At 71.8% G+C, this 26,509-nt stretch carries 27 protein-coding genes; 12 read left to right on the plus strand and 15 right to left on the minus strand.

Going from position 1 to position 26,509, the window contains the following annotated elements:
* Positions 1-15: 15 nt before the first annotated feature.
* On the minus strand, positions 16-732 hold the full coding sequence (locus tag ACZ3I4_RS42445) for a GAF and ANTAR domain-containing protein (protein ID WP_465387806.1): 717 nt from the start codon (positions 730-732) through the stop codon (positions 16-18).
* Positions 733-1,153: 421 nt separating this feature from the next.
* Between ACZ3I4_RS42445 and ACZ3I4_RS42450 the strand changes: the two genes are divergently transcribed.
* Positions 1,154-1,966 carry an ATP-binding protein gene (locus tag ACZ3I4_RS42450; protein WP_465387807.1) on the plus strand — a complete coding sequence of 271 codons (813 nt, stop codon included), beginning with the start codon at positions 1,154-1,156 and terminating at the stop codon, positions 1,964-1,966.
* 54 nt (positions 1,967-2,020) lie between these two features.
* Here the strand turns inward: ACZ3I4_RS42450 and ACZ3I4_RS42455 are convergent, their stop codons facing one another.
* On the minus strand, positions 2,021-2,221 hold the full coding sequence (locus ACZ3I4_RS42455) for a hypothetical protein (protein ID WP_465387808.1): 201 nt from the start codon (positions 2,219-2,221) through the stop codon (positions 2,021-2,023).
* 228 nt (positions 2,222-2,449) lie between these two features.
* On the opposite strand from ACZ3I4_RS42455, the gene ACZ3I4_RS42460 reads away from it, so the two are divergent.
* Complete coding sequence (locus ACZ3I4_RS42460; RefSeq protein WP_465387809.1) at positions 2,450-2,899, plus strand: DUF5994 family protein; 450 nt, start codon at positions 2,450-2,452, stop codon at positions 2,897-2,899.
* Positions 2,900-3,120: 221 nt separating this feature from the next.
* Here ACZ3I4_RS42460 and ACZ3I4_RS42465 read toward each other — a convergent pair whose 3' ends face one another.
* A complete protein-coding gene (locus tag ACZ3I4_RS42465) occupies positions 3,121-3,324 on the minus strand; it encodes a cold-shock protein (protein ID WP_465387872.1) in 204 nt (67 codons plus the stop codon).
* A gap of 383 nt (positions 3,325-3,707) precedes the next feature.
* Between ACZ3I4_RS42465 and ACZ3I4_RS42470 the strand changes: the two genes are divergently transcribed.
* Positions 3,708-5,099 (plus strand): PP2C family protein-serine/threonine phosphatase, encoded by a 1,392-nt coding sequence (locus ACZ3I4_RS42470; RefSeq protein ID WP_465387810.1) that lies wholly within the window; start codon positions 3,708-3,710, stop codon positions 5,097-5,099.
* 8 nt (positions 5,100-5,107) lie between these two features.
* Here the strand turns inward: ACZ3I4_RS42470 and ACZ3I4_RS42475 are convergent, their stop codons facing one another.
* Positions 5,108-6,691, minus strand: coding sequence for a peptide chain release factor 3 (locus tag ACZ3I4_RS42475; RefSeq protein WP_465387811.1), 1,584 nt, complete (start codon positions 6,689-6,691; stop codon positions 5,108-5,110).
* A 56-nt stretch (positions 6,692-6,747) separates the two neighbouring features.
* Here ACZ3I4_RS42475 and ACZ3I4_RS42480 point away from each other — a divergent pair, with 56 nt between their 5' ends.
* Genes ACZ3I4_RS42480 through ACZ3I4_RS42495 form a run of 4 tightly spaced genes read left to right on the plus strand, consistent with a single transcriptional unit; the run spans position 6,748 to position 9,225 of the window.
* Positions 6,748-7,206, plus strand: coding sequence for a YbaB/EbfC family nucleoid-associated protein (locus tag ACZ3I4_RS42480; protein ID WP_465387812.1), 459 nt, complete (start codon positions 6,748-6,750; stop codon positions 7,204-7,206).
* A complete protein-coding gene (locus ACZ3I4_RS42485; RefSeq protein ID WP_465387813.1) occupies positions 7,203-7,517 on the plus strand; it encodes a type VII secretion target in 315 nt (104 codons plus the stop codon). The genes ACZ3I4_RS42480 and ACZ3I4_RS42485 overlap by 4 nt, the downstream gene beginning before the upstream one ends.
* Before the next feature lie 11 nt (positions 7,518-7,528).
* A complete protein-coding gene (locus tag ACZ3I4_RS42490) occupies positions 7,529-8,836 on the plus strand; it encodes a hypothetical protein (protein WP_465387814.1) in 1,308 nt (435 codons plus the stop codon).
* A 2-nt stretch (positions 8,837-8,838) separates the two neighbouring features.
* On the plus strand, positions 8,839-9,225 hold the full coding sequence (locus ACZ3I4_RS42495) for a hypothetical protein (RefSeq protein ID WP_465387815.1): 387 nt from the start codon (positions 8,839-8,841) through the stop codon (positions 9,223-9,225).
* Here the strand turns inward: ACZ3I4_RS42495 and ACZ3I4_RS42500 are convergent.
* Positions 9,166-9,795, minus strand: a complete 630-nt coding sequence (locus tag ACZ3I4_RS42500; RefSeq protein WP_465387816.1) for a TetR/AcrR family transcriptional regulator — start codon at positions 9,793-9,795, stop codon at positions 9,166-9,168. The two genes, ACZ3I4_RS42495 and ACZ3I4_RS42500, sit on opposite strands and share 60 nt — an antisense overlap.
* Before the next feature lie 77 nt (positions 9,796-9,872).
* Between ACZ3I4_RS42500 and ACZ3I4_RS42505 the strand changes: the two genes are divergently transcribed.
* The 4 genes from ACZ3I4_RS42505 (at position 9,873) to ACZ3I4_RS42520 (ending at position 15,620) form a co-directional block, all read left to right on the plus strand.
* Positions 9,873-10,727 (plus strand): CE1 family esterase, encoded by an 855-nt coding sequence (locus tag ACZ3I4_RS42505; protein WP_465387817.1) that lies wholly within the window; start codon positions 9,873-9,875, stop codon positions 10,725-10,727.
* A 65-nt stretch (positions 10,728-10,792) separates the two neighbouring features.
* The gene (locus ACZ3I4_RS42510) at positions 10,793-12,469 is read left to right on the plus strand and encodes a hypothetical protein (RefSeq protein WP_465387818.1); all 1,677 of its coding nucleotides are present in this window, start codon (positions 10,793-10,795) and stop codon (positions 12,467-12,469) included.
* Complete coding sequence (locus ACZ3I4_RS42515) at positions 12,469-13,710, plus strand: hypothetical protein (RefSeq protein WP_465387819.1); 1,242 nt, start codon at positions 12,469-12,471, stop codon at positions 13,708-13,710. The genes ACZ3I4_RS42510 and ACZ3I4_RS42515 overlap by 1 nt, the downstream gene beginning before the upstream one ends.
* Positions 13,707-15,620 carry a vWA domain-containing protein gene (locus tag ACZ3I4_RS42520; RefSeq protein WP_465387820.1) on the plus strand — a complete coding sequence of 638 codons (1,914 nt, stop codon included), beginning with the start codon at positions 13,707-13,709 and terminating at the stop codon, positions 15,618-15,620. The genes ACZ3I4_RS42515 and ACZ3I4_RS42520 overlap by 4 nt, the downstream gene beginning before the upstream one ends.
* Here ACZ3I4_RS42520 and ACZ3I4_RS42525 read toward each other — a convergent pair.
* From ACZ3I4_RS42525 to ACZ3I4_RS42570, 10 genes are read right to left on the minus strand one after another with little or no spacing between them, the layout of a single operon-like run.
* A complete protein-coding gene (locus tag ACZ3I4_RS42525) occupies positions 15,613-16,830 on the minus strand; it encodes a ThiF family adenylyltransferase (protein WP_465387821.1) in 1,218 nt (405 codons plus the stop codon). The genes ACZ3I4_RS42520 and ACZ3I4_RS42525 overlap by 8 nt on opposite strands.
* The gene (locus tag ACZ3I4_RS42530) at positions 16,827-17,114 is read right to left on the minus strand and encodes a hypothetical protein (protein WP_465387822.1); all 288 of its coding nucleotides are present in this window, start codon (positions 17,112-17,114) and stop codon (positions 16,827-16,829) included. The genes ACZ3I4_RS42525 and ACZ3I4_RS42530 overlap by 4 nt, the downstream gene beginning before the upstream one ends.
* A 3-nt stretch (positions 17,115-17,117) precedes the next feature.
* Positions 17,118-18,149, minus strand: a complete 1,032-nt coding sequence (locus tag ACZ3I4_RS42535) for a Mov34/MPN/PAD-1 family protein (protein ID WP_465387823.1) — start codon at positions 18,147-18,149, stop codon at positions 17,118-17,120.
* A complete protein-coding gene (locus tag ACZ3I4_RS42540) occupies positions 18,146-18,781 on the minus strand; it encodes a hypothetical protein (RefSeq protein ID WP_465387824.1) in 636 nt (211 codons plus the stop codon). The genes ACZ3I4_RS42535 and ACZ3I4_RS42540 overlap by 4 nt, the downstream gene beginning before the upstream one ends.
* A 3-nt stretch (positions 18,782-18,784) precedes the next feature.
* Complete coding sequence (locus tag ACZ3I4_RS42545) at positions 18,785-19,057, minus strand: EsaB/YukD family protein (protein WP_465387825.1); 273 nt, start codon at positions 19,055-19,057, stop codon at positions 18,785-18,787.
* Between the two features lie 34 nt (positions 19,058-19,091).
* Positions 19,092-20,123: a hypothetical protein gene (locus ACZ3I4_RS42550; protein ID WP_465387826.1), complete on the minus strand. Its 1,032-nt coding sequence runs from the start codon at positions 20,121-20,123 to the stop codon at positions 19,092-19,094.
* Positions 20,113-21,201 carry a protein phosphatase 2C domain-containing protein gene (locus ACZ3I4_RS42555; protein WP_465387827.1) on the minus strand — a complete coding sequence of 363 codons (1,089 nt, stop codon included), beginning with the start codon at positions 21,199-21,201 and terminating at the stop codon, positions 20,113-20,115. Before ACZ3I4_RS42555 ends, ACZ3I4_RS42550 begins: the two co-directional genes overlap by 11 nt.
* A 10-nt stretch (positions 21,202-21,211) precedes the next feature.
* On the minus strand, positions 21,212-21,889 hold the full coding sequence (locus ACZ3I4_RS42560) for a vWA domain-containing protein (protein ID WP_465387828.1): 678 nt from the start codon (positions 21,887-21,889) through the stop codon (positions 21,212-21,214).
* An 11-nt stretch (positions 21,890-21,900) separates the two neighbouring features.
* A complete protein-coding gene (locus tag ACZ3I4_RS42565) occupies positions 21,901-23,337 on the minus strand; it encodes a hypothetical protein (protein WP_465387829.1) in 1,437 nt (478 codons plus the stop codon).
* Positions 23,334-23,684, minus strand: coding sequence for a Com family DNA-binding transcriptional regulator (locus tag ACZ3I4_RS42570; protein ID WP_465387830.1), 351 nt, complete (start codon positions 23,682-23,684; stop codon positions 23,334-23,336). The genes ACZ3I4_RS42565 and ACZ3I4_RS42570 overlap by 4 nt, the downstream gene beginning before the upstream one ends.
* A 149-nt stretch (positions 23,685-23,833) precedes the next feature.
* Here ACZ3I4_RS42570 and ACZ3I4_RS42575 point away from each other — a divergent pair, with 149 nt between their 5' ends.
* A complete protein-coding gene (locus tag ACZ3I4_RS42575; RefSeq protein WP_465387831.1) occupies positions 23,834-26,506 on the plus strand; it encodes a CHAT domain-containing protein in 2,673 nt (890 codons plus the stop codon).
* Positions 26,507-26,509 lie beyond the last annotated feature (3 nt).

Raw genomic sequence — 26,509 nt, forward strand, 5'->3', positions numbered from 1 at the left:
ATTGGTCATGAGCAGTCAGTCCTTGCCGAGACGCAGACGGCGGCCGACGACGTCACGCGCCACCGCGTCGAGAGAGCGATTTTCCGCGTACGCGTAGGCCCGCATCCGGGACAGCGCCTCAACGAGGCTGATGCCCAACTGGACCATGACCATGCCCTGGGCCTGGAACAGTTGCGCACGGTGACCGACGTCGACGGCCTCGCTGCCGGGCGGCCCGGTGCTGTCCCCGGCGTCGCGCTGCCGGTCGAGCAGCCGCTCCACGATCACGTCGGCGAAGGTCAGGGCCAGCGGAAGCTCCTCCTCGGTCAGCGGGCCGGCCCGTTGCCGCAGCACGTCGAGGATGCCGAGGCGGGCCGCGCCGACCTGCAACGGGAACGCGAACACCGCCCGGACACCGTCCGACATGGCCGCCGAGGTGTAAGTGGGCCACCGGCGGTGCACCGCGCTGCCCCCGAGGTCGGCGATCAGGACCGGCCGGCGTGTGCTGAACGCGTCGATGCAGGGCCCCTCGCCCATGACGAACTGCAGTTCCTCGACGCGCTCGCTCAGCTCATCGGATGCGGCGCTGACCCCGCGGGTGCCGTCGCCGGTCATCACGCTGATGCCTGCGCCCGAGGCCGACAGCGCCTGGGCAGCCGTACGGCACATGTCGCTCAGGAAGTCACCGGTGGCCATCCCGGGCCGGGTGGAAGCGGCGACCAGGCGACGAACGATCGGGGCCGGATCATCCATCGGGTCCACCGCCGGGAGTGGCCCGGTCGAGCCTGCATCGCATCGCGGCACCCTTCCGCCGGGGTGCCGCCGAGGGCAGGGCAGCAGATCCGTCAGCAGCCTACCGCGCCGCGAGCATCCGGCGGTGGGAGTGACGGTCGCGGCGGGCGGCAGCCGCCGTCGCGGCCGGTGCGATGGGTCGCGCAGCAGAACCGCCACCGTCTGACTGTATCCATCTCGGGACCACAAGCGTCGATGCCGGGCATCGGACCCGGTGAGATAGCGTTGCCGGACCGGGAGACTTGTTCCCGGCCTGCTGCCCTAGTCCCCGGTAGCGCACGAAGTGCGGCAACGAAGTTTGGGGAGCAGCTGTGGCCGTCGTCAACCGGCACCTGGAAAGACTGTCCACGATGCGGCCCGGCGGCCGGGCCGCCGTCGCACTATGACCGGGGCGGACAAGCCGCCGGGCCGGCCTCCGTACCTGTTCACCACCGCCGCCGGGGGTCTCAGTCCGCGAGTGGTCGTGACCGGTGACGCCGGCATGACGGTGGTCGAGATGGCGGTGCGCGGCCGGTGGTCGACGCAACTGGGCGAACAGGTCTCCGCCGCCCTGCGGATGTGTCTGGCCGGGCCACCGACGGCCGTCATCGTCGCCCTGCACGATCTGGGCGACCCCCACGGGGTGAGCCTGCCCTTCTGGCTGGCGTTGTGGCGACAGGCCCGCTTCGGCACCGTGCCGGTGCACGTGACGTTCAGCCTGCCGGCCGCGACCGCGCTGAGCCGGCGCCTGCGGTATCTCCAGGGCCCGCAGCCACGCGTCTACACCACCGCGCCGGACGCGCGCGCGGCCATCGCCTTGCGGAGATCGCGTACCGATCGTCTGCAGGCCCGGCTGGAACCCCGGCCGGCCTCGATCAAAGCCGCCCGGACCCTCGTCACGCGGGCCTGCCGCGACTGGGACCGGCCCAAGCTGCTGGAGGACGCCTGGCTGATCGCCTCGGAGCTGGCCGCCAACGCGGTGGAACACGCCCGCACCGACTTCATCGTCACGATGTCGTCCAGCGATGCGCGACTCTATGTGGCGATCCACGACTGTGTCAGCAAGTTCCCGGCCGTGAACGAGCTGAGGCTCGCCGCCCCGCCCGGCCCCCTCGGCGAACGGGGACGGGGCCTGCGCCTGGTGCACGCGACCGCCGCCGCCTGGGGCGCGGTGGCGACACCGGACGGCAAGGTGGTCTGGGCCGCGGTGACGTGACTGCGATGACGGGTCGCCGACCCCGTCAGCCGGCACGCCGCCGGTCGGGCTCCATCACGCGGTTTCACCGGGAGAGCCGGTGCCCTGAGCATCCGGTTCGGCCAGATCGGCCGGGTCGAGCCGGAGAGTGGCGAGCAGGCCACCGTGCCGGGTGATGTCGATGCGTTCGGGTAGCTCCCGGTCGACGAAATCGGCCCGGGCGTGCTGGCCGCGCTCGCGGAGAACGGAGATCACGGCTGCCTTGGAGATAGTCATTGTCTGCTCTCTGAGAGGGGTGATGCCGGTCGCGACGAATCGAGAGAGCCGGGGGGATGTCGGCGCGGACCGCGAACCGGGTGGCACAGCCGCGTGCATCGATTCCTACTGTACGCATCGCCGGCCGCGGAGGGCGTACCGTCCTCGTCAACGACCTCGGCACGACCTCCGACGAGCGCATTCGGCGCCCTCGGCAGTGCGGAGGTCGTCCATCGAGAGGTAGCCCTCATGGCACCGACCACCTTGTCCGCGGACCGGCCCGCGCCCGGTGACGCCGCACGCCTTCAACTGGACCCGGATCCCTCCCGGACGACCGTTCTCGACGGGGCCTGGTGGCCCCGGTCGACCAACGCGGTAGCCGAGCTTCCCGCGCTGGCGGAAGCCCTGTCGGGACTGCGGGGCCAGGTCACGCACGTGATGATGAACAGCGCCGAGTGGGACCTGCCCCACCCGCGGCGAGCCGCGGCCGGCGGCCACGTGGTGCGGCTCGGTTGGTTCACTTCCCAGCCGGCCGGGCTGATCACCGTCGTCACCGACTTCGGGAACGACCGTTTCGACCTTCTCGTCGTGCCGCCGGACGCCACCCAGGCGTCGGCTGACGCGGCGTCGGCGGCCGCCGCGGATGCCACCAACGAACGCCGCACGCCCGACCTGCTCACCGGCATCGAGCACCGCTGATCGTCCGTCCTCGCCGAGCGGCTTGCGCCCGGCGAGGACGCGCGGCCGAGCGGCTTGCGCCCGGCGAGGACGCCCAGCGAGGATGCACGGCCGACCGCGGGCACCGCGCAAAAAGCGACGGCCGACCGTCCCGGGAGATCGCGCGAACCGCGGACCTCGACCAGGACGACCGGCCGCCACCAAGCCCGGCCACCCAGGCACGGGTTGCCGGACAGCTCGGATCAGAGCGGGCGGATGTTCTCCGCCTGCGGGCCCTTGGCGCCCTGGGCCACGTCGAACTCGACGCGCTGGTTCTCGTCGAGGGAGCGGTAACCAGAGGTCGCGATCGCCGAGAAGTGCGCGAACACGTCAGCGCCGCCACCATCGGGGGTGATGAAGCCGAAGCCCTTGTCGCCGTTGAACCACTTAACTGTTCCCTGAGTCACGAAACGTTCTCCTTGCCGACTGTTGAGCTCCGCACCTTGCGGACCTCGGTCGCCGTGTCGATTAACCTTGAAACCGTCATTCGGTAAACGAAAAAACACCTGATGGGCGAAGATGCCCGTCAGGCGTTGAAAACGTCTTAGGAAATCAAAACTGCAACGACGGAACAATAGCATGAAAATCCGGCCGGTGCCCGTACGCGGCGGCGCCGCCCCCCGATCACGGGTGAGCAACGGACGCCCGGCCACTGTCGCCGACCGCGAAATGAGGGTCACACTGACCGCATGACAGCTAGCGATGCGGGGCCGGTCAACGCGGCATCGCCAATGCCGTTGCGAAAAGGCTTCTCGGAGCGGGCCGGCCGGACCCCGCGCAGCGCCGCCCGGTGATCGTGTCCGCGGGAGTCCCCGTACGGATCTCCGACCCCGACCGGCTGGCCGCGGTCCGTCGCACCGGCCTGCTCGGCACGGGCCCCGAGGAGGCGTTCGACCGGTTGACCCGCCTCGCCGCGACTCTGCTGGGCACGCCGTACGCCTTCATCACCGTCGTCGACGACACCCGCTCGTACTGGAAAAGCTGTGTCGGTGCCGGCGGCGAAGACCCGGCCGACCGGCAGAGCACCGTGCGGGAGTCGTTCTGCCAGTACGTCATCGGCATCAACGCGGAACTGATCGTCGGGGACGCCCGGGCCGACCCGCGCACCAGCGGCAACCCGTCCATCGAGTCGAGGGGCTTCGTCGCCTGGGCCGGATTCCCGGTCCGCTCACCGGAGGGGCATGTGCTGGGCGCGTTCTGTGCGGTCGACACCGTCGCCCGGCAGTGGACGCCGCACGAGATCGACATTCTGCATACGCTGTCGCAGGCCGCCGCCGGAGAGATCGCCCTGCGCGAAGCCGTCGGCGAAGCCGAAGCCGCCACCCAGCGCGCCGAGGCCGCCACCTTGCACGCCGAGGCCGCCACCTTGCACGCCGAGGCCGCCACCGCGCGGGCCGAAGCTGCGACGGCCGAAGCCGAGGAGGCCACGGTCCGCGCCGAGCAACTGGCCGACACGCTCCAGCAGAGCCTGCTGCCGCCACACCTGCCGCAGGTGCCCGGGGCCGAGGTGGCCGTGCGTTACCGCCGGGCGGCAACCGGCCAGGCCGACGTCTACGGCGACTTCTACGACGTGTTTCCCTCGGTGCGCGACGCCTGGGCCGTCGTCGTCGGGGACGTGGCCGGCAAAGGCCCGCAGGCCGCCAAGGTCACCGCGCTCGCCCGGTACACGCTCCGCGCCGCCGCGGTCCGCTGCGCCACGCCGAGTGTCAACCTGACCACCCTCAACGCGGCGCTGCTGGCCTGGTACACCGACGACCGGCGCTTCCTCACCGCCGTCTACGCCACCCTCCGCCCGCACCCCGACGGGATCAGCGTCCGGGTCAGCTGCGGCGGCCACGACCCGGCCCTGATCCGCCGGGCCGACGGAAGCGTCGAGTCCCTCGGCCGGCACGGCCTGCTCCTCGGCTGGCGCCCCGAGCCCATCCTTCATGATCAGCGCGCCGTCCTACGGCCCGGCGACAGTCTGGTCATGTTCACCGACGGGGTCACCGAGGGTCACCGGGCCGGCGACCACATCCTGTTCGGCCCCGAGCGGCTGCAGCAGGTCATCGCCAAGGCGTCAGCGGTCTCGGCCGATCAGCTCGCCGCTGCTGTCGACGACGCCGTCCTCGCGTTCACCGGCGGTCACGCCGCCGACGACACCGCCGTCCTGACCATCCACGTCCCGGTCCGGACGGCCTGATCCGGCCGTCACACCTCGAGGCGCAGGTCGGTGTGCCGGTTGGCGATCGACTGCATGCGCCAGCGATGCGGGAAGACGGCGAGCACGGCGTCATCGCGTACGCGGGTCATGACCTCGACGTTCGACTCGGTGCGCAGGATGTCGCGGGCGGTGGCGTCGGTGCGGGCGGCCACCTCGTACGGCAGATGTTCCAACTGCACCTTCACCCCGAACTCGGCCTCGAGCCGGAAGGTGGCCACCTCGAACTGCATCGGCCCCACGGCGGCCAGCACCGGCGCCTGGTCGCCGCGCTGGTCGGACCGCAGCACCTGGACCACGCCCTCGGCGTCCAGCTGCTCGATGCCGCGCCGGAAACGTTTCGAGGCGGAGGTGTCGGAGGACCGCACGACGGCGAAATGCTCCGGCGGAAACGAGGGCAGCTGCGGATACTGCACCGGGTCGCCGGAGTAGAGCGTGTCGCCGATGCCGAGCGCGGTCGCGTTGACCAGGCCGACCACGTCGCCGGGGAAGGCCTCGTCGATGGTGTCGCGGCCCTGGCCGAAAATCTGCTGGGCGTACTTGGTGGCGAACGGGCGGCCGGTGCCGGCGTGGGTCACGACCATGCCCCGCTCGAACCGGCCCGAGCAGATCCGCATGAACGCGACCTGATCGCGATGGGCCCGGTTCATGTTGGCCTGGACCTTGAAGACGAAACCGGAGAAGGCGCCGTCGACCGGCTGATCCGCGCCGGCGGCGGTGGGCCGGGCCGAGGGCGGCGGCGCCAGCTCCACCAGAAGATCGAGCAATTGCCGTACGCCGAGGTTCGCGACGGCCGCGCCGAAGAGCACCGGCGTGCTGGTCGCGGCCAGGAAGGTGGCCTGATCGTGGCCGGCGCCGGTCATCTCCAGCAGGTCCAGCTCCTCGATCGCGGCGTCCCACTCCGCGCCGTACCGCTCCGCCGCCTCGGCCGCAGTCATCTCCTCCTCGATGGCGAGGCCGGCGCCGCCGGGGGAGCGCTCCATGCGGGTGAAGACACCGGTGCGCCGATCGATGACGCCGTGGAAGTGCCCGGCGATGCCGACCGGCCAGGTCAGCGGGGTCGGCCGCAGCCCGATCCGCTGTTCGATCTCGTCGAGCAGGGCCAGGGCGTCGTGGCCGGGCCGGTCCCATTTGTTGATGAACGTCATGACCGGGATGCTGCGCTGCCGGCACACCTCGAACAGCTTCAGCGTCTGCGGTTCCAGGCCCTTGGCCGCGTCGAGCAGCATGACCGCGCTGTCCACCGCGGTCAGCACCCGATAGGTGTCCTCCGAGAAGTCGGCGTGCCCCGGCGTATCGAGCAGGTTGATCACCGTGCCGCGGTAGGAGAACTGCAGCGCCGCCGACGTGACCGAAATGCCGCGCTGCTGCTCCATCGCCATCCAGTCGGACACCACGCCGCGGCGGTCACCCTTGCCGTGCACCGCGCCGGCCTGCCCGATCACCCGCGCGTGCAGCGCCAGCGCCTCCGTCATCGTCGACTTACCGGCATCCGGGTGCGAAATTACCGCGAACGTACGCCTCCGGCCCGCTTGAGCAGCAACCCCCGCCGCCGGCGCCAGCACCTGACTCACGTTCCGCTCCTCATGACCACCTGCATGGACGACAACCTGCAAAACCGTATCCCCTCGTGGATGGGCGCGTCCTTCACCCCGCCCGGAACCCCGGCCTGGAACCGGCTAACTATGCTCGATCGTCGATGCCGGGAGGTCATGTGTTCGACGGGATCAGCTGGGACGAAGCAGACCGGACCATCGACGAATGGCAGGCCGGCTTCGAACGCCGCGCGGCCCAGGCCCGGGAACTGGCCGGGCGGACGGAAGGCCTGACGGCTTCGGCGCACAGCCAGGACCGGCTCGTCGAGGTGACCGTGGGGCGATCGGGGGAGCTCACCGATCTCTGGCTCGACGAAGAGACTCGGCAACAGCCGGCGGCGAGGACCGCGCGGGAAATCCTGGCCGCGGTCGTGGCCGCACGGGTCGCGCTGGCCGGAAAGGTGCAGGAAGCGGTGGCCGGAACGATCGGCGCGGAGTCGGAAACAGGGCAGGCCGTTCTGAAGGGCTACCGGGCCGAGGACGATCACGCGTGAGTGACCAGTTCTCCGTGTTCACGCAGGATCTGGCCGCGCACTCGGGCGCTGTCGGCGCGATCGGGGACAGTGTGCAGGAGGCCGGTGATGCGGGCCGGTCCGTGCGGGCCGGCGGGGACGCGTACGGGAAGGTCTGTAATTTCCTGCCGCCCTTGATGGGCGTACTGCAGGACGTCTTGATTCAAGGGATTACGGACAGCGCTGAGAATTTGCGCGACACCGCGCAGAAACTGCGCGCGACCGCGGAGCACTACGAGTCCACCGATGCGGGCAGCGCCGACGTCATCCACCGCAGCGGCCGGCTGCCATGACGAACCCGCTGGTGGCGACTCCGTCCGGCGCGGGACCGGGAACGTTCACGGGCATCGCCCCGGTCGAGGACATCCAGCAGATCTACCAGGCGGTGCAGAGCGGATCCTGGGTGGACGGGGCACTGGGCGTGGCCGGCGGCGCCCTCGACGCGCTGGCGTTCATGTCCGATCCGATCGGTGGCCTGCTGCAGTACGGCATCGCGTGGATCATCGAGCACGTCAAGCCCCTGTCCGAAGCACTGGACTGGCTGGCCGGTGACCCCAACCAGATCACGGCGCAGGCGCAGACCTGGACCAACATCGCGGGCCGGCTGGCCGGCGAGGCGGACGCCCTGTCGCGATCGGTCAGCTGGGATACCTCCGAGTGGCAAGGCGCCGCGGCGGACGCGTACCGGGCGTACGCCGCAAAACGTGTCTCGGATCTGCAGTCACTCAGTCGCGCTTCCGAGACGATGGCCCTGATCACCGAGGGCGCCGGCATGCTCGTCGGCACGGTGCGCGTGATGGTGCGCGATGCGATCGCCACGGTGGTGTCGCGCCTGATCTCGTACGCCATCGAGGTGATCGCCAGCCTCGGCGTGGCCAGCCCGCTCGTCGTCGAACAGGTGGCCACGCTATGTGCGTCGTGGGCCGCCAAGATCAGCCGCTGGCTCAAGCAGCTCGTCTCCAGCATGCGGAAGCTGTCGCAGGCGATGAGGGAGCTCGGCGACGCCGTCCGGGCGCTGGGCAAAGGCGGCAAACGTGCGGACGACCTCTCCGACATGGGTAAGCGGTCGGACTGGACGAACCCGGGCGACCGTCCGCAGGCGCCGGCCCGTCCGCCGGACGGCCACCTGCCCACCGGCGACCCCGTCTATCACGGGCCGAACTCCACGGCGGTCGGATACGACAGCAGCACAATGCGTAACTTCGATCACGTCCAGCCGGAGCCCGGCGTGCACGATGTGGTTGTGCACGGCGAACCGAACGGCACTTTCCGGCCCGGCGTGGTCGGTGAGGACGGCGGCAAGTATCCGCACAATTACACGAATCCGGAACAGATCGCGCAGGCCGTGCGGGACAACCCGAACTACGTGCCCGGGCAGCCGGTCCGGCTGGTCTCCTGCCACACCGGCCGGGTGGATGCCGATCCCGCTTTCCCCGATCTGGTGCCGGCCGGCCAGCAGGTGGCCGACTCGCTCGGCGTGCCCGTGAAGGCCCCGACCCAGGCGGTCGGGGTGCCCCTATACGGTGATGGTCAGTACGTGCCCAGGATCGCCAACAAACCGGGACTCCCCGAAGGTAAATGGGTCACCTTCTGGCCCCGGGCAGGGAGTTGACCGTGCGGACCGCTGGAATGTTTGTGGAGCTCGGTCAGACCCGTCACCCCGAGCCGCCGCAGAGCATTGCCGACCATGTCGGGCCGGAGCCGCTCGAAGATGTCGAGCTGGTGACTCAGTATCTCGACAACGGCTATCTGCTGATCGACATGATGGATGTCGAGCGCGACGTCCTGGATCCGCGGCAAGAGATTCTCAGCGGTTCGTCGATCATGACGGACGGTGAGTGGCTCTGGCGTCAGGACCTTTCCTATTACGTACGCCGCCACCACGTCACGCTGCCGCCCGAGCTGCTTGCCGCGATCAGGGAACGGCGTTACACGGTTCCGTCAGTCGGTGCGGAGCGGCTGGCCGCCCTCACCGGGGACGCCGAGCATTTCGCCTTCTGAGGGGGCCCGGCCCCGGCGGAGGCCCTCGAGGAAGACGTCGAGGTAGCGGCGGGCGGTGGCGGCCCGGGATTCGCCGCTGGTGGCGGCGTGGATGCGGGCCGCGTAGGTGACGCCGCACATCAGGGGGGCGATGTCGGCCGGGGTGACGTGCGGGTCGATCACGCCGGCGGACCGGGCCCGGCCCAGCAGGTCGGTGAAGAGCTGGTGTAGCCGCTGCATGAGCTCGGTGGTGTGCGGCAGGGCGTGGCTGGACGCGGCGAACACCGGGGCGAGTGCGGCGTCGGTCATCTGGGCGTCGATGGCCGCGCGGAGGAAATCGCGCAGCGCCGACCAGGGGTCGCCGGTGGTGGTGGCCGTGCGGGCCAGTGCTTCCAGGCCGGGTGCGGCCAGGGTTTCCAGCAGCGCTTCCGGGGTCGGAAAGTGCCGGTAGACGGTGGCGACGCCGAGGGAGGCCGTGCGGGCGACGTCGTTGAGCTGGATCGGGACCTCGTCGTCGACCAGGCGGCGGCCCACGTCCACGATGCGTTGCCAATTGCGGGCGGCGTCCTTGCGCAGCGGGGCCGTGGGCATGCCCACAAGCGTACCGGATAAGCCATCCACTTCTGTTACGTTGAAACGGATGACCCATCCGCTTCTGGGGAGCAGGCATGCGCTACAGCATCACGGTGAACGGCATCCGGCGGACGTACGAGATTGTCGGACCGCAAGACGGCAAACCGGGTCGCAGCCTGGTCCTGGTCTTTCACGGGTCGAAACAGACCGGCGCCAAGCATCGCGAATTCACTGGCCGCGCCTATGACGCCATGGCCGCGGGCGGGGCGGCGGTGCTGGTCTATCCGGACGGGCACAAGGGCAACTGGAACGACGCCCGGCGCGCTGATTCCTTCCCGGCCCGCACCGGCGACATCGACGACGTCGGCTTCACCCGCGCGCTGATCGGGCAGCTGGTGGAGAGCCACGACATCGATCCCGGGCGGGTGTACGCGGCCGGATTCTCCAACGGCGGTCAGATGGTGATGCGCCTGGTCCACGAAACCCCGGAACTGATCGCGGGGGCCGCCGTCATCGGGGCGACCATGCCGGCGCCCGACAATTTCCTTCTGAACGACGCTCCGCCCGCGCCGATGCCGGTCCTGCTCATCAATGGCACGAAGGACCCGATCATCGCGTACGGGGGCGGGGAAATGAGCTGGTGGGTGCGCGCATTGTTCAAAGTCGGCGGCCGCAACCGGTCCGCGCCCGAAACGGCGGCCTATTTCGCCGCGCGCAACGGCATCACCGCGCCGCCGGTCCGCACCACATTGCCGGCCTCGACCCGTACGACGTCGGTCAAGCGCACCGAATACCGCAGTCCGGGGCACCCGCCGGTGGCGCTCTACACGATTCACGGCGGCGGCCACACCATTCCGGGGCCGGTCCGGATGCCCGCCGTCATGGGCCGCACCAACCAGGACGTGCACGCCGCCCAGCTCGTGGACGAGTTCTTCGCCGTCTCCGCGTAGCCGGCCTGCCCCGGCCGGCTGTCCGTCAGTAACAGGGTGGAAAACCTCTGCTGATCGGAGACTGGATGCTTGTCGGGCTCTACCGCTCCGGACCGCTGCGGCACGTGCTCGCCAAGGGCTACGTGGTGCGGGGAGGCCGCGCGCCCGAGCTGGTGGCCAAGCTGGTCGAGCGGCCGCCGGCGCTGCCGCGCGGGATGTCGCTGCGGGGCAGCCCGGAAAGGGCGACGGTGTGGATCGACACCGGGCCGGTGTGGCTGCTCGACCCGGCCATGCGGCAGCGGCTGACCCGCAACCTGGCCGAGGCGACCACGCTGCTGGCCGACGCGGTGGCGCGGCGGCTCGGTGAGCTGGTGCCCAACGCCTGGCTGCCCGCGGCGGGGGGAACCGGGTGGCTCTGCGCCGACCTGCACGCCGTCGAGGTCGCCAACGACACCCAGCGGGAGCTGTGCGCCAACCAGTTCCGCCGCTACGTGCCCGAGCTGATCGCGCTGACCGGGCGGGCCGCGTTCGGGCCGTCGCAGGTCGAGGCCAGCGGGTCGCGGCGGCTGGCCGAGGCCACCGATCATGTGCCGGCCCGCTATCTCGACTCGGCCGGTCAGGCCCACATGGGCCGGGTGCGCGAGAGCCTGCGCCGCGATCACGGCATCGCCAAGCTCGAGCTGATGGACGTCAACCCGCTGGGCGGGCCGGCGTATCCGTTCCCGGCGGTCGAGCTCCGCTGCATCGACGGCCAACTTCTTCCCCGTACGGCGGTGGCCCACGCCGTTCTGGTTCAGGCGATCGCCATGGCCGCCCGGCGGCTCGAGCAGGAGGGCCGCCGGGTGCCGCCCACTCCGGACCGCTTGCTCGACCGGGACCGCTCGCGGGCGATCGCCGCGGGCACCGGCGCGCGCCTGGAGAACGACCCGGGCGGCGCCGACCGCAAGTCCCGTCCGCAGGGCCGCGGCGCCGCCGAGCCCGCCACCCACCGGCTCGTCGAACTGCTCGACACGCTGGTCCCCGAGCTGGCCGCGATGCAGGTGGAACCGGCCGAGCTGGCCACGCTGACCGGGGGCCTCTCCATTCTCGAGGCCCACCCGCGGGCGGTCTGCGGCGAGAACGACCTGTGGCGGGCCGAGCCGATCGGCAACCAGCTCGGGCGGCGGCTGACCGACCCGCGATGGCTGGCCACCGATCATCTCGCCGCGGTGAACCAGCAGCTGGCTCCGGGGGCCACGGCAATGGCCACCCGGTTCTGGGAGGACCGCCTCGCCGCACAGACGATGCCTCGTCGCCGGTCGGGGCGGTCCTCCGTCGGAACGGCCGCGAAGGCCCTCTTCGAGGCGCTGGGCGGCGAACCGGCGGAGGCCGAGGTGCTGGCCGCGATCGACCGCTACCTGGCCGCCGGCGGTCCGTCGCGGCTGCACGACGAGCTCCGCCGGACCGGCGCCGATGCCAAGCAGCTGCGCCGGAACCTGCGTCCCGCGGCCGACGGGCGGCGCACGCTGAGCCGCGTTCCCGACGACTGGACCCAGGGCCCGGCCGCCGCGGCCGTCCGGCTGGCCCGCACCTCCGGGCGCGCCCTGGTGAGCCTGCGTGTGCCCCAGGCCGAGCGGGACACCGTGACGAAGGCGCTCGCTCCGGTGCTGGCCGACCCGCCGGAGGGCGTACGGCTTCTGGTGATCAACGATGCGTCGTTCCAGGACAGCGGGACGGCCAAGGTCAATATCGAAGTTCTGGCCGTTCGCCGGGGAGGCGCGTGATGACCGGCGTACGGCGCCCGGCCGAGGCAGTGGTCCCGGTCCAGCTCGACCTGCGCGAGCTCGCGGCCGTGCCGGACGGCCCCGACGGCTATCTGGAGCTGTGGCGTGAGATCGAGCCGTTCGTGCAGAGTCTGCAGCCGCACGTCAAGGACACCTGGCGGCTCGACGGCCCGCAGGGGCGGTTGACGCTGCGGTTCCTCGATCCGGCCTCGGCCCCCGCCCGGCTGGACCGGATGACCCGGTTCGCCGTACGCGGTGTCGTGGAGCCGCCCCGGATCCGGTACCGCTGCGCCGGCTGCGCGGCCGCCAAGCTCACCCGGTACGGCCCGTTCCTGTGCTCGCAGTGCCGGGCGGAGAACGTGCCGGACCGGCTCTGCGACGACCACGCGGTGATCGTCGACCTCAAGTTCGGCCGGGTCACCTGCCGTCGGCACCGACCGCGCTGCACGTGCGGCGAGGCCGCGTCGTTCTGGTGCGGCGGGCCGCGCTGCAAGGGCGGGAAGGCCTGGTGTGACCGGCACCGGACGGCCCTTCCCGGCGATCCCGGCCGGGCCTACTGCCCGGACTGCTACCAGCGTCGTTTCCCGGCCTGCGCGTCGGAGAGCTGCGCCGCGACCGGGTCGATGAGCTGCGAGCACACCGATCCGGGCGGCCGGTCCTGCGCGCGGCGGCAGTGTCTCCGGCACGGCTTCCGCTGGCAGGTGTACGGACCCCGGCGTACGGGTCTGGCCATGTGCCAGGAGCATCGGGCCGGGCTCGCGCGGCTCAGCCCGGAACAGCTGATCCGGCAGGTGGTCGTGGGCACGGCCCTGCGCCGGGCTCACGGGAGCGGTTTCCGGCTCCCGACGCTGCCCGCCTTCCGGCACATGCTGATCAACGTGCTCGACCGGAGGGCCGACATCCCCACGGTGGCCCGGATCGTCGACGAGGTGCGCCGGGACCTGGCCGCCACGCCGCACGCTGTGGTGTTCGACGAGTCGTACCGACGCGCCGTGCAGGTGGCGATCGAGACCGCCGCCAAGGATCGTGAAGCCGGCCTGAAGCATTTCGCGCGGCTCCAGCAGTACCTGCGGGGCGCGGGCCGCACGAAGCTCGCGGAGCAGATGACGTACGGGTACTTCACGTCACGCTCGGACATCCTGTTCGTCCGCGTTCCGGCCGGCTTCGAGGCCCAGTTCAACGGCAACGCCCGCAAGATGAGCGGGTTCCTAGCCCTCAAGGTGAAGTTGGAGGGGTCATGACGGCGTCCTGGTCCTCGGCGCGCGACCGGCTGCTGATCGTCGGCGGGACCGGCCTGCTCGACGGGTTCCGGGTCGGTGTCGCGGCCGGTGCGGCGGCCAGCGGTGGCATACCGGCGCTGCTGCGCGCGGCGGAGGTCGCGCCGGTGCGGGTCATGCCGCTGGGCGAGCTGCCCGAGGGGATGGTCGCGGTCGGGGAGGCGCTCGCCGACCGGCTCCGGCTGACCGAGACGGGCGCACAGCCGTGGCAGCTGACTCCGGCGCCGGCCACCCCGGCCGCGTCGGCCACGATCGAGCCGATGACCGATGGCACCCTCAAGTCGGTGGCCGGCGAACTGGCCCGGGCCACCGACGTGGCCGGCCGGGTGCTGCGGATCGACCCGGGCGAGGCGTCCTGGCTGGACGTGGACGGCTCGGCCATGCGTGTCCGCGAGGCCACCGATTCCGGCGGCCGGGCGTTGAGCGGCCTGGTCGAGATCACCGAGCAGACCGACCTGATGCTGTTCACCCCCGGCAACCGCACCGGCGTCGACATCGTCGTCCTGGCCGACTGCAGCGGCTCGATGGTGGCCGACGACGTGGTCGTCCGGAAGAACCGGATCGGCAGCCCGGCCGGCAGCACGATGAAGCGCAGTGAGTTGTTGCGCCGGTCCCTTCAGCAGATGCTCGGCGCCCGCAAGCTGGTCGCCAGCCGGGTCTCGCGCATCGCCCTGGTCAAGTTCACCCACCAGAGCGTGTGCGTGTTCCCCCGCACCGGCGGCATGGCCGAGATGGGGGCCGACTCCCCACCGGAGGTCGTCGCCGAGTTCGAGGAGGCGATCAACCAGCTGATCCCGCGGGAAAGATCGGGTACGGACATCGGCCAGGCGTTGCACACTGCCTCGGAACTGCTCTACCGGTACGGGGTGCCGGGCAACGACCGCCTGATCGTGCTGGTCAGCGACGGGGCGCATCTGACGCCGAAGGGCGACGACAAGACCGGTGAGGTGGTGTCCGGAACCGACGAGCCGGTGCTGCTGATGGAGGAGCTGCACAAGACATCCGGCATCCGGCTGCACGCGATCGGGATCGGTGACCGGAAGGAATTCGATGACTGGTGGAAGCGCCGCTACGGCAACCGGCCGCAGGAAGCCAGCATCATCCCGAATCACGAGCTGCTCGACGAACTGATCAAAGTGGGTGGCGGCGAATCCGCCCGGGTCGGCGACCCGGGCGTGATCGAGGAATACTTCGGCGATCTCGGCACGGCGGTGAGCCGGTGGGTCGCGCGGCCCGCGAAGCCACGGCTACCGGATCCGCAGCCCGAGCTGCGCGAGGCCCTGCGGCGGGTCGGGCAGGTCGATCCCCGTACCCGGGAGAGCATCGAGCGGCTGGCCGACCGGATCCGTGCCGTCTACAGCCTGTGCGCCGAGGCGAGCCAGCGCCGCAACGTGGGCAAGCTGTTCCGGCCCTCGAACCGCTGGACCGACCTGTCCGACCTGGGCCGCACGGTGTCCCGCCGGTCCGACTTCGTCGGCTGGATCACATCGGTCTACAAGGTCTTCCACGAGAACCTGGACGAGCGGCTGCGGCACGGCTCGCCGGCGCCCTACCCGATCGCCGACATCGTCGCCCTGCTCGGCCCGGAGAGCGAATTCGACCGGCTGTTCTCGCTGCGCAACGACGAGGTGCACGACCGGCCGGGGCAGCAGACGCGCACCTGGGCCGGCCGTTTCTACGCCAAGTACACCCAGCGGTACGCCCTCGACCCGGAGGACGCCGCCAACTGGGCCAAGGTGCAGCTCGGCGCGCTCGAGGTCCTGCTCGACGTGCTGGTCCGGGTCGAGCAGGTGATCAACCGCGCCGAGCCGGACGAGCCCGTGGACGAGCCGGAGGACGAGCCGGCCGTCAAGATCGTATGGACGGTCAGCTGACCGCCGGGATGGCGGTCTTGACGTTGCCGGCCGGTGCGGCCGTGGTCCAGCCGGTGTCCGGCGCTCCGGGCATCAGCATCAGCCCGTGCCGGCCCTCGCCGTCCTGCACCACGACGGCGCAGCCCGGCCGGATGCCCAGGTCGGCCGAGCGGATCTCGGCCGCCGGGCCGGTCAGTTCGTCCTCCACCGGCAGCAGCCGTACGGCTTGAGGGGTGGTCTCGTCGGCCGAGCGCGGCCAGGTGCCCCCGCAGTCGAGGCACCGCGGGCCGGCCAGCCACACCGACTCGGTCGCCCGCACCTGGCACATCTCGGTGCAGCGCACGCACGACATGGTGACCACGGCCGGCTCGGACAGCATCAGCCAGCCCGTGCCGAGTTTGTCCCGCAGCCGGGCCACCAGGTCGGCCAGCCGTTCCGGCAGCTCGGGAAGCTCGCCCAGCACCGGCAGGACGGCGTGCTGGCCGGGGCACTCCGGGTCGACCGGGAGCACCGCCGTGCTCAGCACCGGGCGCCGGACGTTGCCGTAGGCCCGCAGCCCGGTCCACTCCTCGTCGCCCAGCGCGACCTGGATCACCTGCTCGGCCATGAGCGCGCCCAGGGTCGCCGCCGTGGTCTGAATGGCCGGGATGATCGAGGCGGCTTCGGCGGCGCGGGCGTACGCGCGGCAGGAGCCGAACGACGTGCGGCCGGGATTGAGGCAGCGGTAGCAGACCGCCCCGGTCGTGCCGGCGAACACCGACAGGTTGTACTCAGCGGCGGCGAAGCCCCCTTCGATCATCGGCCGCCCGTGGATCCGGCAGCGTTCGGCCAGCCAGGCCCGCGCCGACACGCTGTCCACGGCCGACACCACCACGTCGGCCCAGCGGATCACCGCGTCGCCCGCCGACTGCACCAGCGCCTCGACGTAGCGCACGACCGGATCGGCGGCGGTGGCGCTGGCCGCGGCCCGGTCGGCGACCACGGGGGCCTTGCCGGTGCCGAGCCGGCCCACCTCGGCCGGCGTGGGGAAGTACGGGGAGCGGGTGGCGTTGTGGCCCTCGAACTCGTCGTAGTCGACCAGCACCAGGTGGCCGACGCCGCTGAGGGCCAGGTTCTGCACGACGTTCTGGCCCAGGGCGCCCAGACCGATCACGGCCACGCGGCTGCGCTGAAGGACCTCGGGGTCGTACCCCGCGAGCTGCGAGCGGCTGTGCAGTCCGGTCGCGGTCACTGGCGGTGCTTCTTGCACGTGCACGAACCCACCTCCATCCCGGTCAGGTAGCACCGGGCGTTGGGATTGGCTGTCTCGGAGAAGAAGTCCACCGTTCCGCTGCCCGGACCGGACGGCGGATACGGGGGAGTCGAGGCCGGTCGGACGGCCGGCTTGTCGGTGCGGCTGATGATGTCGAAGGTCGAGGTGTTCAGGGGCTTCGCCGGGGGACGAGGCCGGAAGAGGGCCGAACCGACGGCCACCACGAGCACGATGACCAGGACGATGACGAGGAAGGCGCCCACGTGTCACTGCCCCGGCTTGCGCGGTCTCGGGTCCTCCCGCGGGGTGGCCTCGGGTTCCGGTCCGTCGAGGCTGAACGACTCCACCCGGTAGCGCTCTCCCTCGCCGTCGAGCCACAACTCGACCGACGTGGCCGAGCCCGCCGCGGGCCGGGGGACGGTCACCGACGTACCGGAAACGAATTGGCCGTTGACGTGCCACAGCACTGCATCCCGGGAGTCGGTGCGGGCACTGCACCGGTACGTGGTGGAGTCGGCCGACAGCGGGCAGGTGAACGTCAGCCGGGGCCGTGAGTCCGCGGGGCTCCGATCGTCGATCATGCCGGCCAGCCGCAGGAAGCCGAACAGGATCGCGAGCAGCACGGCGAGCAGCACGAGCAGCACGAGCAGCACGGCCGCCGCGAACCGGCTGATCCGCGGGCGCGGCAAGGTCCGTTGCTTCCCGGCCCGCGGCGGTGGTGGCGGACCGGGCGGCTTCCGGGGAGCCTGCACCCGGGCCGGGGGCGTGGCGCCGCGGGACATCTGCTGCGCCGGCGTCGAATCCGGTCCGACGTAGACCCGGCCCCACTCCCGATCGGTCCGGGCGAACACGAGGATGCCGACGTGCCGGGGATCGCTCCACGTCGACTGGTTCTGGCGGTCGGTGCCGCTGTAGTCGCTCGGACCCGGATGGCTGTGCCACCAGCCCACCGGATCGCAGGTGGGATGGGCGCGAGCGCCTTCCTCCTTGAGCCGCTGAGTCAGGTCGGCCGACAACCGCAGCTCGCCGTGACCGCCCGAGGCCGGCGGGGCGGCCACGGCGGCCTGCACGAGCGTGTACGGGCCCTCGCCGTCCTCGAGGATCCGGCCGACCAGCATGCCGCCGGTCTCGCGCGGATATTCGGCGTGGGCCCGCCCGCGCAGCACCCCCAGCACCTCGGGCCCGATCAGCACGGTATGACCAGGCACGCTGAACACCCAATGGTCGGGGAACAGGGCCCGCCGGCGGAACGGCGGTCCCTGCTCCTCGCTGAGGATCTCGAAGTCGAGCCCGCTCACCGGAAGAACTCGATGCCGCTGTCGGCCGGCGAGCCGGACTGGCTGATGATCTCGAATCCGGAGGCCGCCGGGGCGTCCGCGGCGGTGAGCCACAGCGGCAGCTTGGGATAGACGATGGCCGGGTCCAGCGGCCGGTCGCCGTAGTGCTTACGGTGGTACTCGATCGCCTTGCCGTTCCAGCCCACGTAACCGCGGCCGCGGCCCTTCTCGTCCCAGTTGAGCATCCGGGCGATGTGCATGACCAGGTGGCCCAGGGTGACGTAGCCGCGCTGGTTCTTCCACAACTCGTCGCCGATGCAGACCGGGGCGTTCTTGAGGAAGTGCGGCGACCAGGGCGCCTCCGTGATGATCCAGGAGTTCGGCGGGTTGCGCGGATAGTCGGACACGTCGGTGTCCAGGCCGATCTCGGTCTGCTGGGCGAACTGGCCCGGCCCGATCAGCGTCGGGATCCGGAAGACGAGACGATATTTGCTGCACTTGTCGGCGGCCGCGGCCGACCGGATCGGCGAGCGGCGGGCGTTGAGGTCGGCGGTGGACGCGTAGCCCTCGGAGGCGAAGGTCGCGCATTGCATGTCGGCGAGGACCTCGTAGTCGAATCGCCGGCGTTGCAGCATCTCGGCGGGCTTGGCCATCGGTCAGGCCTCCCGCGCGCCGGTCGTGGTGTGGTCGACCATCAGCGTCTCGCCGCCGGTGATGCCGGCCGCCACCAGCGTGGTGTCGTCCAGCAGCTGCTTGTTGGAGTTGGCGTCCCGCAGCCGGTACTGCGTGGTGTTGCCCGGCGAGGGGATGAAGTTCGCCCGGATCATCTCGGCGATCAGCGTCTTGGCCGTCGCGTCGTTGGGCACGGCCGCGGTGATGCGCCGGTCCGACTCGGTCGGGTGGATGAAGGTGAGCTGGATCTTGTCCATGGTCGGGCCTTTCCGGTGATGGGTGTGTTGCCGCCTAACGCGGCGTCTCGAGCCGGGCCAGCAACGCGTCGGCGTCGGGCCGGGACGACGGGTCGATCCGGACCGCCTGGGCCAGGACGCGACGGATCTCGGTGCGGTCCTCGGCACTGTCGTGCCGGCTCAGCCGCAGGGTCAGCGCGGTGGCCAGGTCGAGGCCGATCCGGGCGCGTTGCCGGGCCGGAAGCGTGACCCGGCCGTCCATCGACTGCCGGATCAGGCCGATGCCCTCGTCCGTGCGGTCCGGCGCGCCCTGTGCGGGGCCGTGGCAGAGCAGCATGCCGAGGGCGGCGCTCTCCCGGGCCCACACCGGGCCGAACGCGGTGGCCGCCGACATGGCCTCGCGCAGTTCGTCCTCGGTCTTGCGGTAGAGGTCGTGCAGCGACGCGCGGGTCGCCGCGTCCGGCGCCTGGCCGCGGGCGGTGAGACGGGCGGCCTGGAACATGAGGTACTGCGCCCGGTGGCTGTGCAGCAGACTTCTGCCCTCGGGCGCGCTCGGATGCCGCTGGACCAGATCGGTCAGAAGAACAATTCCTTCCGCGTACGCCCGGTCGTCGCGGCTCTTCTCGGCCTGCCGGCTCTGCGCGTCGATCAGCTCGTCGACGACTTCGAGGGCCGGACCGGGATCGATCGCCGGGTCGGTGACCGCCTCCCTCAACAGCTCGAGGGCCGGCCCGGGACCGCTCGTCGCCATGACCGAACGGGCGTGCTCCACCGCGAGGTTCGGATCCCGGGGCAGCGGACGGGTCGGCGGTGCGGGGAAGGCGGGCGGACGCGGGACCGGCGCGGTCCGGCGAAGCGGTGCGGGCGGCGGCCCCGCGGACCGTCGTCGCCGGGCGTAGACGGTCGTCGCGACACCACCGGCGACCGCCGCGATGATCACCGCGAGCGGGCCGTTCACCCCGAGCACGACCAGCAGCACGCCGATCACGAGGGCGGGCAGGACGGTCCGCGCGGCGACGGCCAGACGGGCCCGGTGCCGGACGCTGAGCTGCCGGGTCAGAGCGGCCGGGAGGACGTCACGTCTCATCGTCGCGGCCCGTGCGCCAGACCACCACGGCCGTACGGTCGTCGTGGGATCCCTGCCGCCGGTAGCGCAGCGTGTCACCGATGGCGAACGGCAGATGCGGGACGCGCCACTGTCCGGCGAGCCATTCGCGTAGCGTGCTGGAGTTGCGGATGTCGTTGGCGAACCCGTCGGTGCCGAACACGACCACGGTGGCCGGCGGCACGTCGACGGTCTCGATCTCCCCGGGCTTCTCGCCGGGCATGCTCGCCGACACCACGTTGAGCGGGCCCTCGTCGGCCGCGAACGCCTCGTCGAACCCGTCCGCGGTCATCGTGAACGCGGACACGTCGCCGATCCGGGCCATCCGGCCGCCGTTCCCGGACAGAACGGCCACGGCGCCGACGAAGCCGATCGTGCGCAGATCCAGCCGGTACGCCTCCTCGACCACCCGCGCGGTGCGAGCGCTGGCCTGGACGAGCAGTTCCGCCGGGTCCGGCTCGGCGTCCGCATCCGCCTTCTCGGCCTGGGCCGCCGCGATCAGCACCGACTCGGTGAACAGGTTCGCGCCGAGCTGCGAGGCGGGCTTCGACCCGAGGCCGTCGGCGATCGCCACGTAGAGGCGCCCGGATTCGCCGGCCATGAAGTTGTACGAGTCCTGGCGGGGATGACCGGACACCAGATGACCGGCGCCGATCAGCGAGGCCGCGGAGACCTGGAACCCGCCCGCGGTGGTGCCGTCGAGCGCCACCGCCGGTGGCCGCAGGGCCGTCGCCGGGTTGACCTGGCCGAGATGCGGGGGTGCGGCCCGGCCGATCGTGGGCGCGTTGCTAGGCAGATCGACCGGTTCGGCCGGTCCGGCCGTCTCGGGCTCCGGCTCCGGCTCAACTGGGGCCGTCACGGCCGCGACGGGCTCGGCCGGGACGGGGGGTGCGGGCGCCGGTTCGGGTGCGGGCGGGGGTGCCGGGTCGTGGCCGGGCGGCGGGCTCGCCCACGGGTCGGTGGCGGGCGGCGGGTCGTCCACCGCCACCGGCGTGGTCGCGGGGGTCTCCGGCGGATCGTCGCGTCCTCCCGGCCAGGCCCGGCGGAATCTCTCCATCATGGCGGCCGGCTCAGATCGTGATCGCGGGCAGCGGCGTGAAGTGCTCGGTCGGCGCGTCCAGATAGAGCCCTTCCTGCTTGGACGGGTCGGCCAGGCTGGTCGAGGTGGTCCGGATGCTGCCGATGATCGCGCTCATGATCTCCCGTACCTGGGTTACCGGGTCGGCGTTCTTGGCGATGAACGCGAACCGGGTGGCGATCTTCTGCATCGATTCCTGCTTCGCGTCGGCGAACCCGAAGGTCACCACCTCGGGCGCGAACTTCCAGCTCTTGTCGGTCAGCTGGCGCAGGGCGTCGGTCCAGTCCTCGCGGGCCTGGTGCGCGCCGTCGCTCATGAAGAACACCACCGGCCGATAGACGGGCGTGCCCTTGGGCAGCGAGGTCATGCCGGACTCGATGGCCTGGCGCATGCCGCGGAAGGCCGCCGCGAAGTTGGTGCCGCCCTCGACCATCAGCTCGGGCAGGTGCGCGTCGGCCAGGTCGCACAACGGGATGACGACCCGCGACTCGTCGGAGAACGTGGTCAGGCCGACCCGGGCGATCTCGCCGACCATCGGGTTGGAGCGCATCTCGTTCTGGATGTCGGGCAGGGCCTTGTTGACGGCCTCGATGGGTCCGCCGGCCATCGACGCGCTCACGTCGACGCAGAGGAAGACCGGAAAGACGGTGAAGAGCTCGGACGAGGACACAGGGGTTCTCCTTAGCTGGTGGTGGCGGCGAGGGAACGGATCAGAAGTAGCCCGGCGACAGTGAGGGCGATGACGCTGCTGACCGTCGCCGCCTTTCGCCCGGGATGGTCGGAGTCCACCTTTGAGAGCTGGAGCAGGGTGAGGATCGCGATGACGCCACCGCCCGGGAAGCAGAACAGCGTCAGCAATGCCAGAGGCAGATACCAGCGGACCCCGCCTTCGAGCGCCCATCGGGCTATGGCGCCGGGCGGGCGGTAACCGGTGACCGGCTGATAGGGCGGTGGGGCGGTGGGTCGCCACTGGACCCGCGGCGGCGGAGGTGGCGGCGCGGGCTGTCGCGGCGGTTGCTGAGGGAACTGCCAGGGGGTCTGGGGTTGTGGCGGCGGTGGTGGCTGCCTTGGCGGCTGCGGTTGCGCGGGAAACCAGGTCTGCGGCGGGGCCTGCGGTGGCGGCGACGTCTTGGGCAGCGGCTGGAAGTGGATCGGCTGGGTCGGCTGCGGCATCACCGGGTTCGGCTTCGGGGCGTGCAGCGCGCGGTCCAGCTTGGCGAGCGCCGCGTCGTCGTACCGGCCGCCCACGACGTACACCTGAATGAGGGTCTGCACCCACTCGGCGGGTTGCGGGCGCCGGCTGGGATCGAGGGGATCGGTGAGCCCACGCCGCATCAGCGTGGCGATCCGCGGGTCGAGATCGGGCGGGATCTGCTCGGGTGCGGCCCACTTCCCGCCGACCTTGCCCAGCTTCCCGCCGACCAGCAGCAGCAACCCGCGATAGAGGGCCAGCGCCAGGCAGTACCAGTCGCTGTAGTGGTCGTGGGCCGGCACCACGCGGTCGATCACCCGCGGGTCGGTCCAGTAGACCGCCTGGACGCCCGTCTGCGGCGGCGGGTCCTGCGGCACCATGCCGTCGCAGTCGATCAGATACGCGGCCGGCTCCGGGCTCAGCGTCCACGCGACGTTCTTGGCGTTCACGTCGCCGTGCACCAGGCCCTTGCTGTGCACGAAGTTGAGAATCTCGGCCATGCGCAGCAGGACCACCATGCGATACCGGGCTGCGGGCGGGGACGCCCGCCGCATCACCAGGAAGTCGAGCGTGTTGACGCCCTTGTGCTCCGGGTGGAAATAGCGGTCCGGGATGGCCGGCAGGACGCAGCCGATGATCTTCCCGTCCGGCCGCCGGACGATGTCGACCGGCCAGTTGATCGACGACTCGGGCTGCGAGCCGATCGCCTGCCCCTGCCGGATCAGCACGTCGCGGCCGACGCCGACGAGCCGCCGCAGGTGTTCGTCGGCGGGGGCCTTGTCCGGCGAGTGATATTCCTTGTAAACCCACTTCGGGTCGGTGGTGCGATAGATGCCGCCGACGCCGCCCTTGCTGATCGCGTCGCCGACGACCTCGTAGTCGCCGTACGTGCCGCGGACGTGCCGCCGGGCCGAGGTGGTGGTCATGACGCGCCCATCCCCGAGATGCTCTCGATGTGGCCCCGCACCGGGCCCGAGTTGCCGCACCGCGGGCAGTTGAACAGCTCCCACGAGGTGTCGTGGCAGCTGAGCTCGTGGCACTGCCCGCAGCGGACGAACCCGTCCGAGCCGCAGTGGGCGCACCCGGGATAGTCGGAGGTGGTGCCGAACGATCCGTTGGCCGGCGCGCCGTCCCCCGGCGGGATGACACTGCCCGGACGCTGCTTCGATGAGCCCACCGCCGTGTAGGTCGCCCCGTTCCGCCGGAAACGGAGGACGGTGGGCTGGCGGTGGGTGCTGCAGACCATGCTGACGAACATCGCTTCCTGGTCCATCGCCCGCTCATTTCCTCTCGTACGTCGTTACGCCTCGTCCTGACGGACAGCTCTGGCGGACAGCGCGGCGGCCCCGTCCCGTCCGTCAGTGAGTCATTCCGGTCCCGTCCGTCAGTCATTACCGAGGGGACGAACCGGAGGAGACATCGATGGCCGACGCGGACATCACCGCCCGCTGTGCCGCCATCAGCCGGGCGGTACGCGGTGAGGGTGACCTCGACGAGGCGGTGGCCGAGCTGCTGGCGCTTCCGGCCGGTCTGCCCGTACGCGGCCCGCTCGCGGCCGGCCTGATCGACCGGATGCTGCGGCCGGGGACGGTGCCCGAGCCCGCGCGCCTGAAGCATCTGGACGCGCTGCTCGCCCTGGCCGACCAGAACCCGCCGGCCGACCCGGACTGGGAACGCCGGCGTCCGGGCGCCCGTTCCATCGCGCTGATGCTGGCCGCGGCCGAGGGCCGGATCGGTGACTCGCGGGCGGCCCTGGCCGAGCTGGACACCCTGGCCGACGGCCCCGGCGGCGCGACGATGACGGACCTGAGCCGCATGGTGGTGCGGTACATGCAGGCCGTGCATCAGGGCGACGAATCCGCCGTCGCCCGGCTGGCCGACGACTTCGCGCTCGTCCGGGACCGGTTCGCCGGGGTGCCGGCGATGCAGTCCACCCTCGACATGGTCGGGCGGGCGCACGAGGTGATGGCCGCTCACGACCGCGGCGAGGACCCGGCGGCCGCGCTGGCCCGGCTCCGGGAGGCGACCTCGCAGCTGCCGGCCGGCCACCCGATGCGGGTCTCGGCCGACAACGCGGCGGCGGCCATGGAGCCGATGGCCCGGGTGCTGGCCGACCCCGACGTCCCGGTCAGCGAGCACGACCTGGCCGCCCTGCGGGAGCTGGCCGCCCAGCCCGGGCTCGCCGCCCACGACCGGGCGCTCTATCTCGCCGCCACCGGCCTCACCTCGCTGATCCACGAGACCGATCCGGCCCGGGTCGAAGCGGCGATCGGCCAGGTGCGGGACGCGCTGGACTCGACCGCGGCCACGCATCCGCAGCGGCCCTTCTATCTGGGCATGCTCGCGCTCGGGCTGCTGCGCCGCAACGAGCTGGGCGGCCCGCTCGACAGCGTGCGCGAGGCCGCGAAGGTTCTCGACGAGGCCCGTACGCTGGCCGGCGGCCCGCACCACCCGCACTGGTCGATGATCAACGAGATGCTGACCACGCTGCGGCGGCGTCTGCCGGACGCCGTCCGGCCCGGACTGTCCGCCCTGGAGGGCCTGCGCGGCTACGCCTGGCGGGCCCTGGTGCAGCCCAACCGGACGGCGGCGAAGGCGGCGGTGCGGGACGCGGCCCGCGACGCCATCGACATCGCGCGTCAATGCCTGGGCGAGGGCGGCCCGGCCGACGCCCTGCGCGCGCTCGACGCCGGCCGGGGGCTGACGCTGTTCGCGGCGACCCAGACCCGGGGCCTGGCCGAGCGGCTGGAACGGGCCGGGCGGACCCGGCTCGCGGCGCGGTGGCGGGCGGCCAGCGCCGGCGGCGACGCGGACGCCGTCCCGGCCGATCTGCGCGCCGAGGTGTGGTCGGCCCTGACCGAGGCCGGCGGCGACACCGACCTGCTGGACGCTCCGACGCTGGGCGAGATTCGGGGCGCGCTGGCCGCCCTCGACGCCGACGCGCTGGTCTATCTCGTGCCCGCCGACGGGGTGCAGCCCGGCCTCGCGGTCATCGCGTCGGTCGGCGGTCCGCCGGCCTTTCTGGCGCTGCCGTTCATGCGGGTCGAGCAGGACGTGGACGTCGAGCGGTTCCTCACCGCCCTGTCCCGCCGCGACTCGGCGCAGCGCGACCTCCGGGCGTCCGACGACGAGTTCGGCCGCGCGCTGGCGGCCATGTGCGACTGGGCCTGGCGGGCGGCGATCGGCCCCCTGATCGAACGGGCGCTGCCCCGGCTGACCAGCCCGCACCCCGACCGCGTCCCGCGGGTGGTGCTGGTGCCGATGGGGGAGCTGGCCCGGATCCCGTGGCAGGCGGCGCGCGGGCCCGACGGGCGGTACGCCGTACAGCGGATCGCCATCTCGCAGGCGGCGTCGGCCCGGATGCTGTGCCACTCGGCCGCGATGGCGCCGGTGCCGGCCGACCCGCTCGGGCTGGTCGTCGGCGACCCCGACACCGCCGGGGCGGCCCCCGATCTGCCGGCGGCGCGGCTCGAGGCCTACGCCGTGCAGCGCACCTTCTATCGCGCGGCCCGCTATGTCGGCCGGCGCCTGGACGGCACGCCCAGCCCCTCCGGCACCGGCGCCGCCGACGAGGTGCGGGCCTGGCTCACCGCCACCACCCCGGATGCCGGTTCCACGCTGCACCTGGCCTGCCACGGCGTCATCGAGTCGAGCGGCGCCGTGACCACGTCGCACCTGCTGCTGGCGGGCGGTGACGCGCTCGCCGCCGACGAACTGGTCGAGCTGATGAGCCGGGCCCCCGACCGCGAGATCGGCCTGGTCGTGCTGGCCGCCTGCCGGACGGGCCTGTCCATCCACGGCTACGACGAGGCCTACAGCCTGGGAACCGCCCTGCTGGCCGGGGGCGCCCGGTCGGTGCTGACCACCCAGTGGGGGATCCCGGACCGGGCCACCTCGGTGCTGATGTTCATGTTCCACCGGCATCGGATGATCGACCGGCGGCCGCCGTGGCAGGCGCTGCGCGAGGCCCAGCTGTGGATGCTGGACCCCGGCCACGACCTCGGCCTGCTGCCCGCACCGCTGCGCGGTCAGCTGGCCGGCGCCGACTCGGCCGACGTGGTGGCCTGGGCCGGCTTCATGCACTGGGGACAGTAGGAG

This window comes from Actinoplanes sp. NPDC021490, from assembly GCF_055562135.1.

Coding starts and splice junctions, on each gene's coding strand:
- ACZ3I4_RS42520 (WP_465387820.1), top strand. CDS start 13,707: ATGACGGCGTCCTGGTCCTCGGCGCGCGACCGGCTGCTGATCGTCGGC.
- ACZ3I4_RS42565 (WP_465387829.1), bottom strand. CDS start 23,337: ATGACCACCACCTCGGCCCGGCGGCACGTCCGCGGCACGTACGGCGAC.
- ACZ3I4_RS42450 (WP_465387807.1), top strand. CDS start 1,154: ATGACCGGGGCGGACAAGCCGCCGGGCCGGCCTCCGTACCTGTTCACC.
- ACZ3I4_RS42570 (WP_465387830.1), bottom strand. CDS start 23,684: ATGGACCAGGAAGCGATGTTCGTCAGCATGGTCTGCAGCACCCACCGC.
- ACZ3I4_RS42455 (WP_465387808.1), bottom strand. CDS start 2,221: ATGACTATCTCCAAGGCAGCCGTGATCTCCGTTCTCCGCGAGCGCGGC.
- ACZ3I4_RS42460 (WP_465387809.1), top strand. CDS start 2,450: ATGGCACCGACCACCTTGTCCGCGGACCGGCCCGCGCCCGGTGACGCC.
- ACZ3I4_RS42555 (WP_465387827.1), bottom strand. CDS start 21,201: ATGATGGAGAGATTCCGCCGGGCCTGGCCGGGAGGACGCGACGATCCG.
- ACZ3I4_RS42540 (WP_465387824.1), bottom strand. CDS start 18,781: ATGGCCAAGCCCGCCGAGATGCTGCAACGCCGGCGATTCGACTACGAG.
- ACZ3I4_RS42545 (WP_465387825.1), bottom strand. CDS start 19,057: ATGGACAAGATCCAGCTCACCTTCATCCACCCGACCGAGTCGGACCGG.
- ACZ3I4_RS42515 (WP_465387819.1), top strand. CDS start 12,469: ATGACCGGCGTACGGCGCCCGGCCGAGGCAGTGGTCCCGGTCCAGCTC.
- ACZ3I4_RS42500 (WP_465387816.1), bottom strand. CDS start 9,795: ATGCCCACGGCCCCGCTGCGCAAGGACGCCGCCCGCAATTGGCAACGC.
- ACZ3I4_RS42445 (WP_465387806.1), bottom strand. CDS start 732: ATGGATGATCCGGCCCCGATCGTTCGTCGCCTGGTCGCCGCTTCCACC.
- ACZ3I4_RS42550 (WP_465387826.1), bottom strand. CDS start 20,123: ATGAGACGTGACGTCCTCCCGGCCGCTCTGACCCGGCAGCTCAGCGTC.
- ACZ3I4_RS42505 (WP_465387817.1), top strand. CDS start 9,873: ATGCGCTACAGCATCACGGTGAACGGCATCCGGCGGACGTACGAGATT.
- ACZ3I4_RS42575 (WP_465387831.1), top strand. CDS start 23,834: ATGGCCGACGCGGACATCACCGCCCGCTGTGCCGCCATCAGCCGGGCG.
- ACZ3I4_RS42510 (WP_465387818.1), top strand. CDS start 10,793: ATGCTTGTCGGGCTCTACCGCTCCGGACCGCTGCGGCACGTGCTCGCC.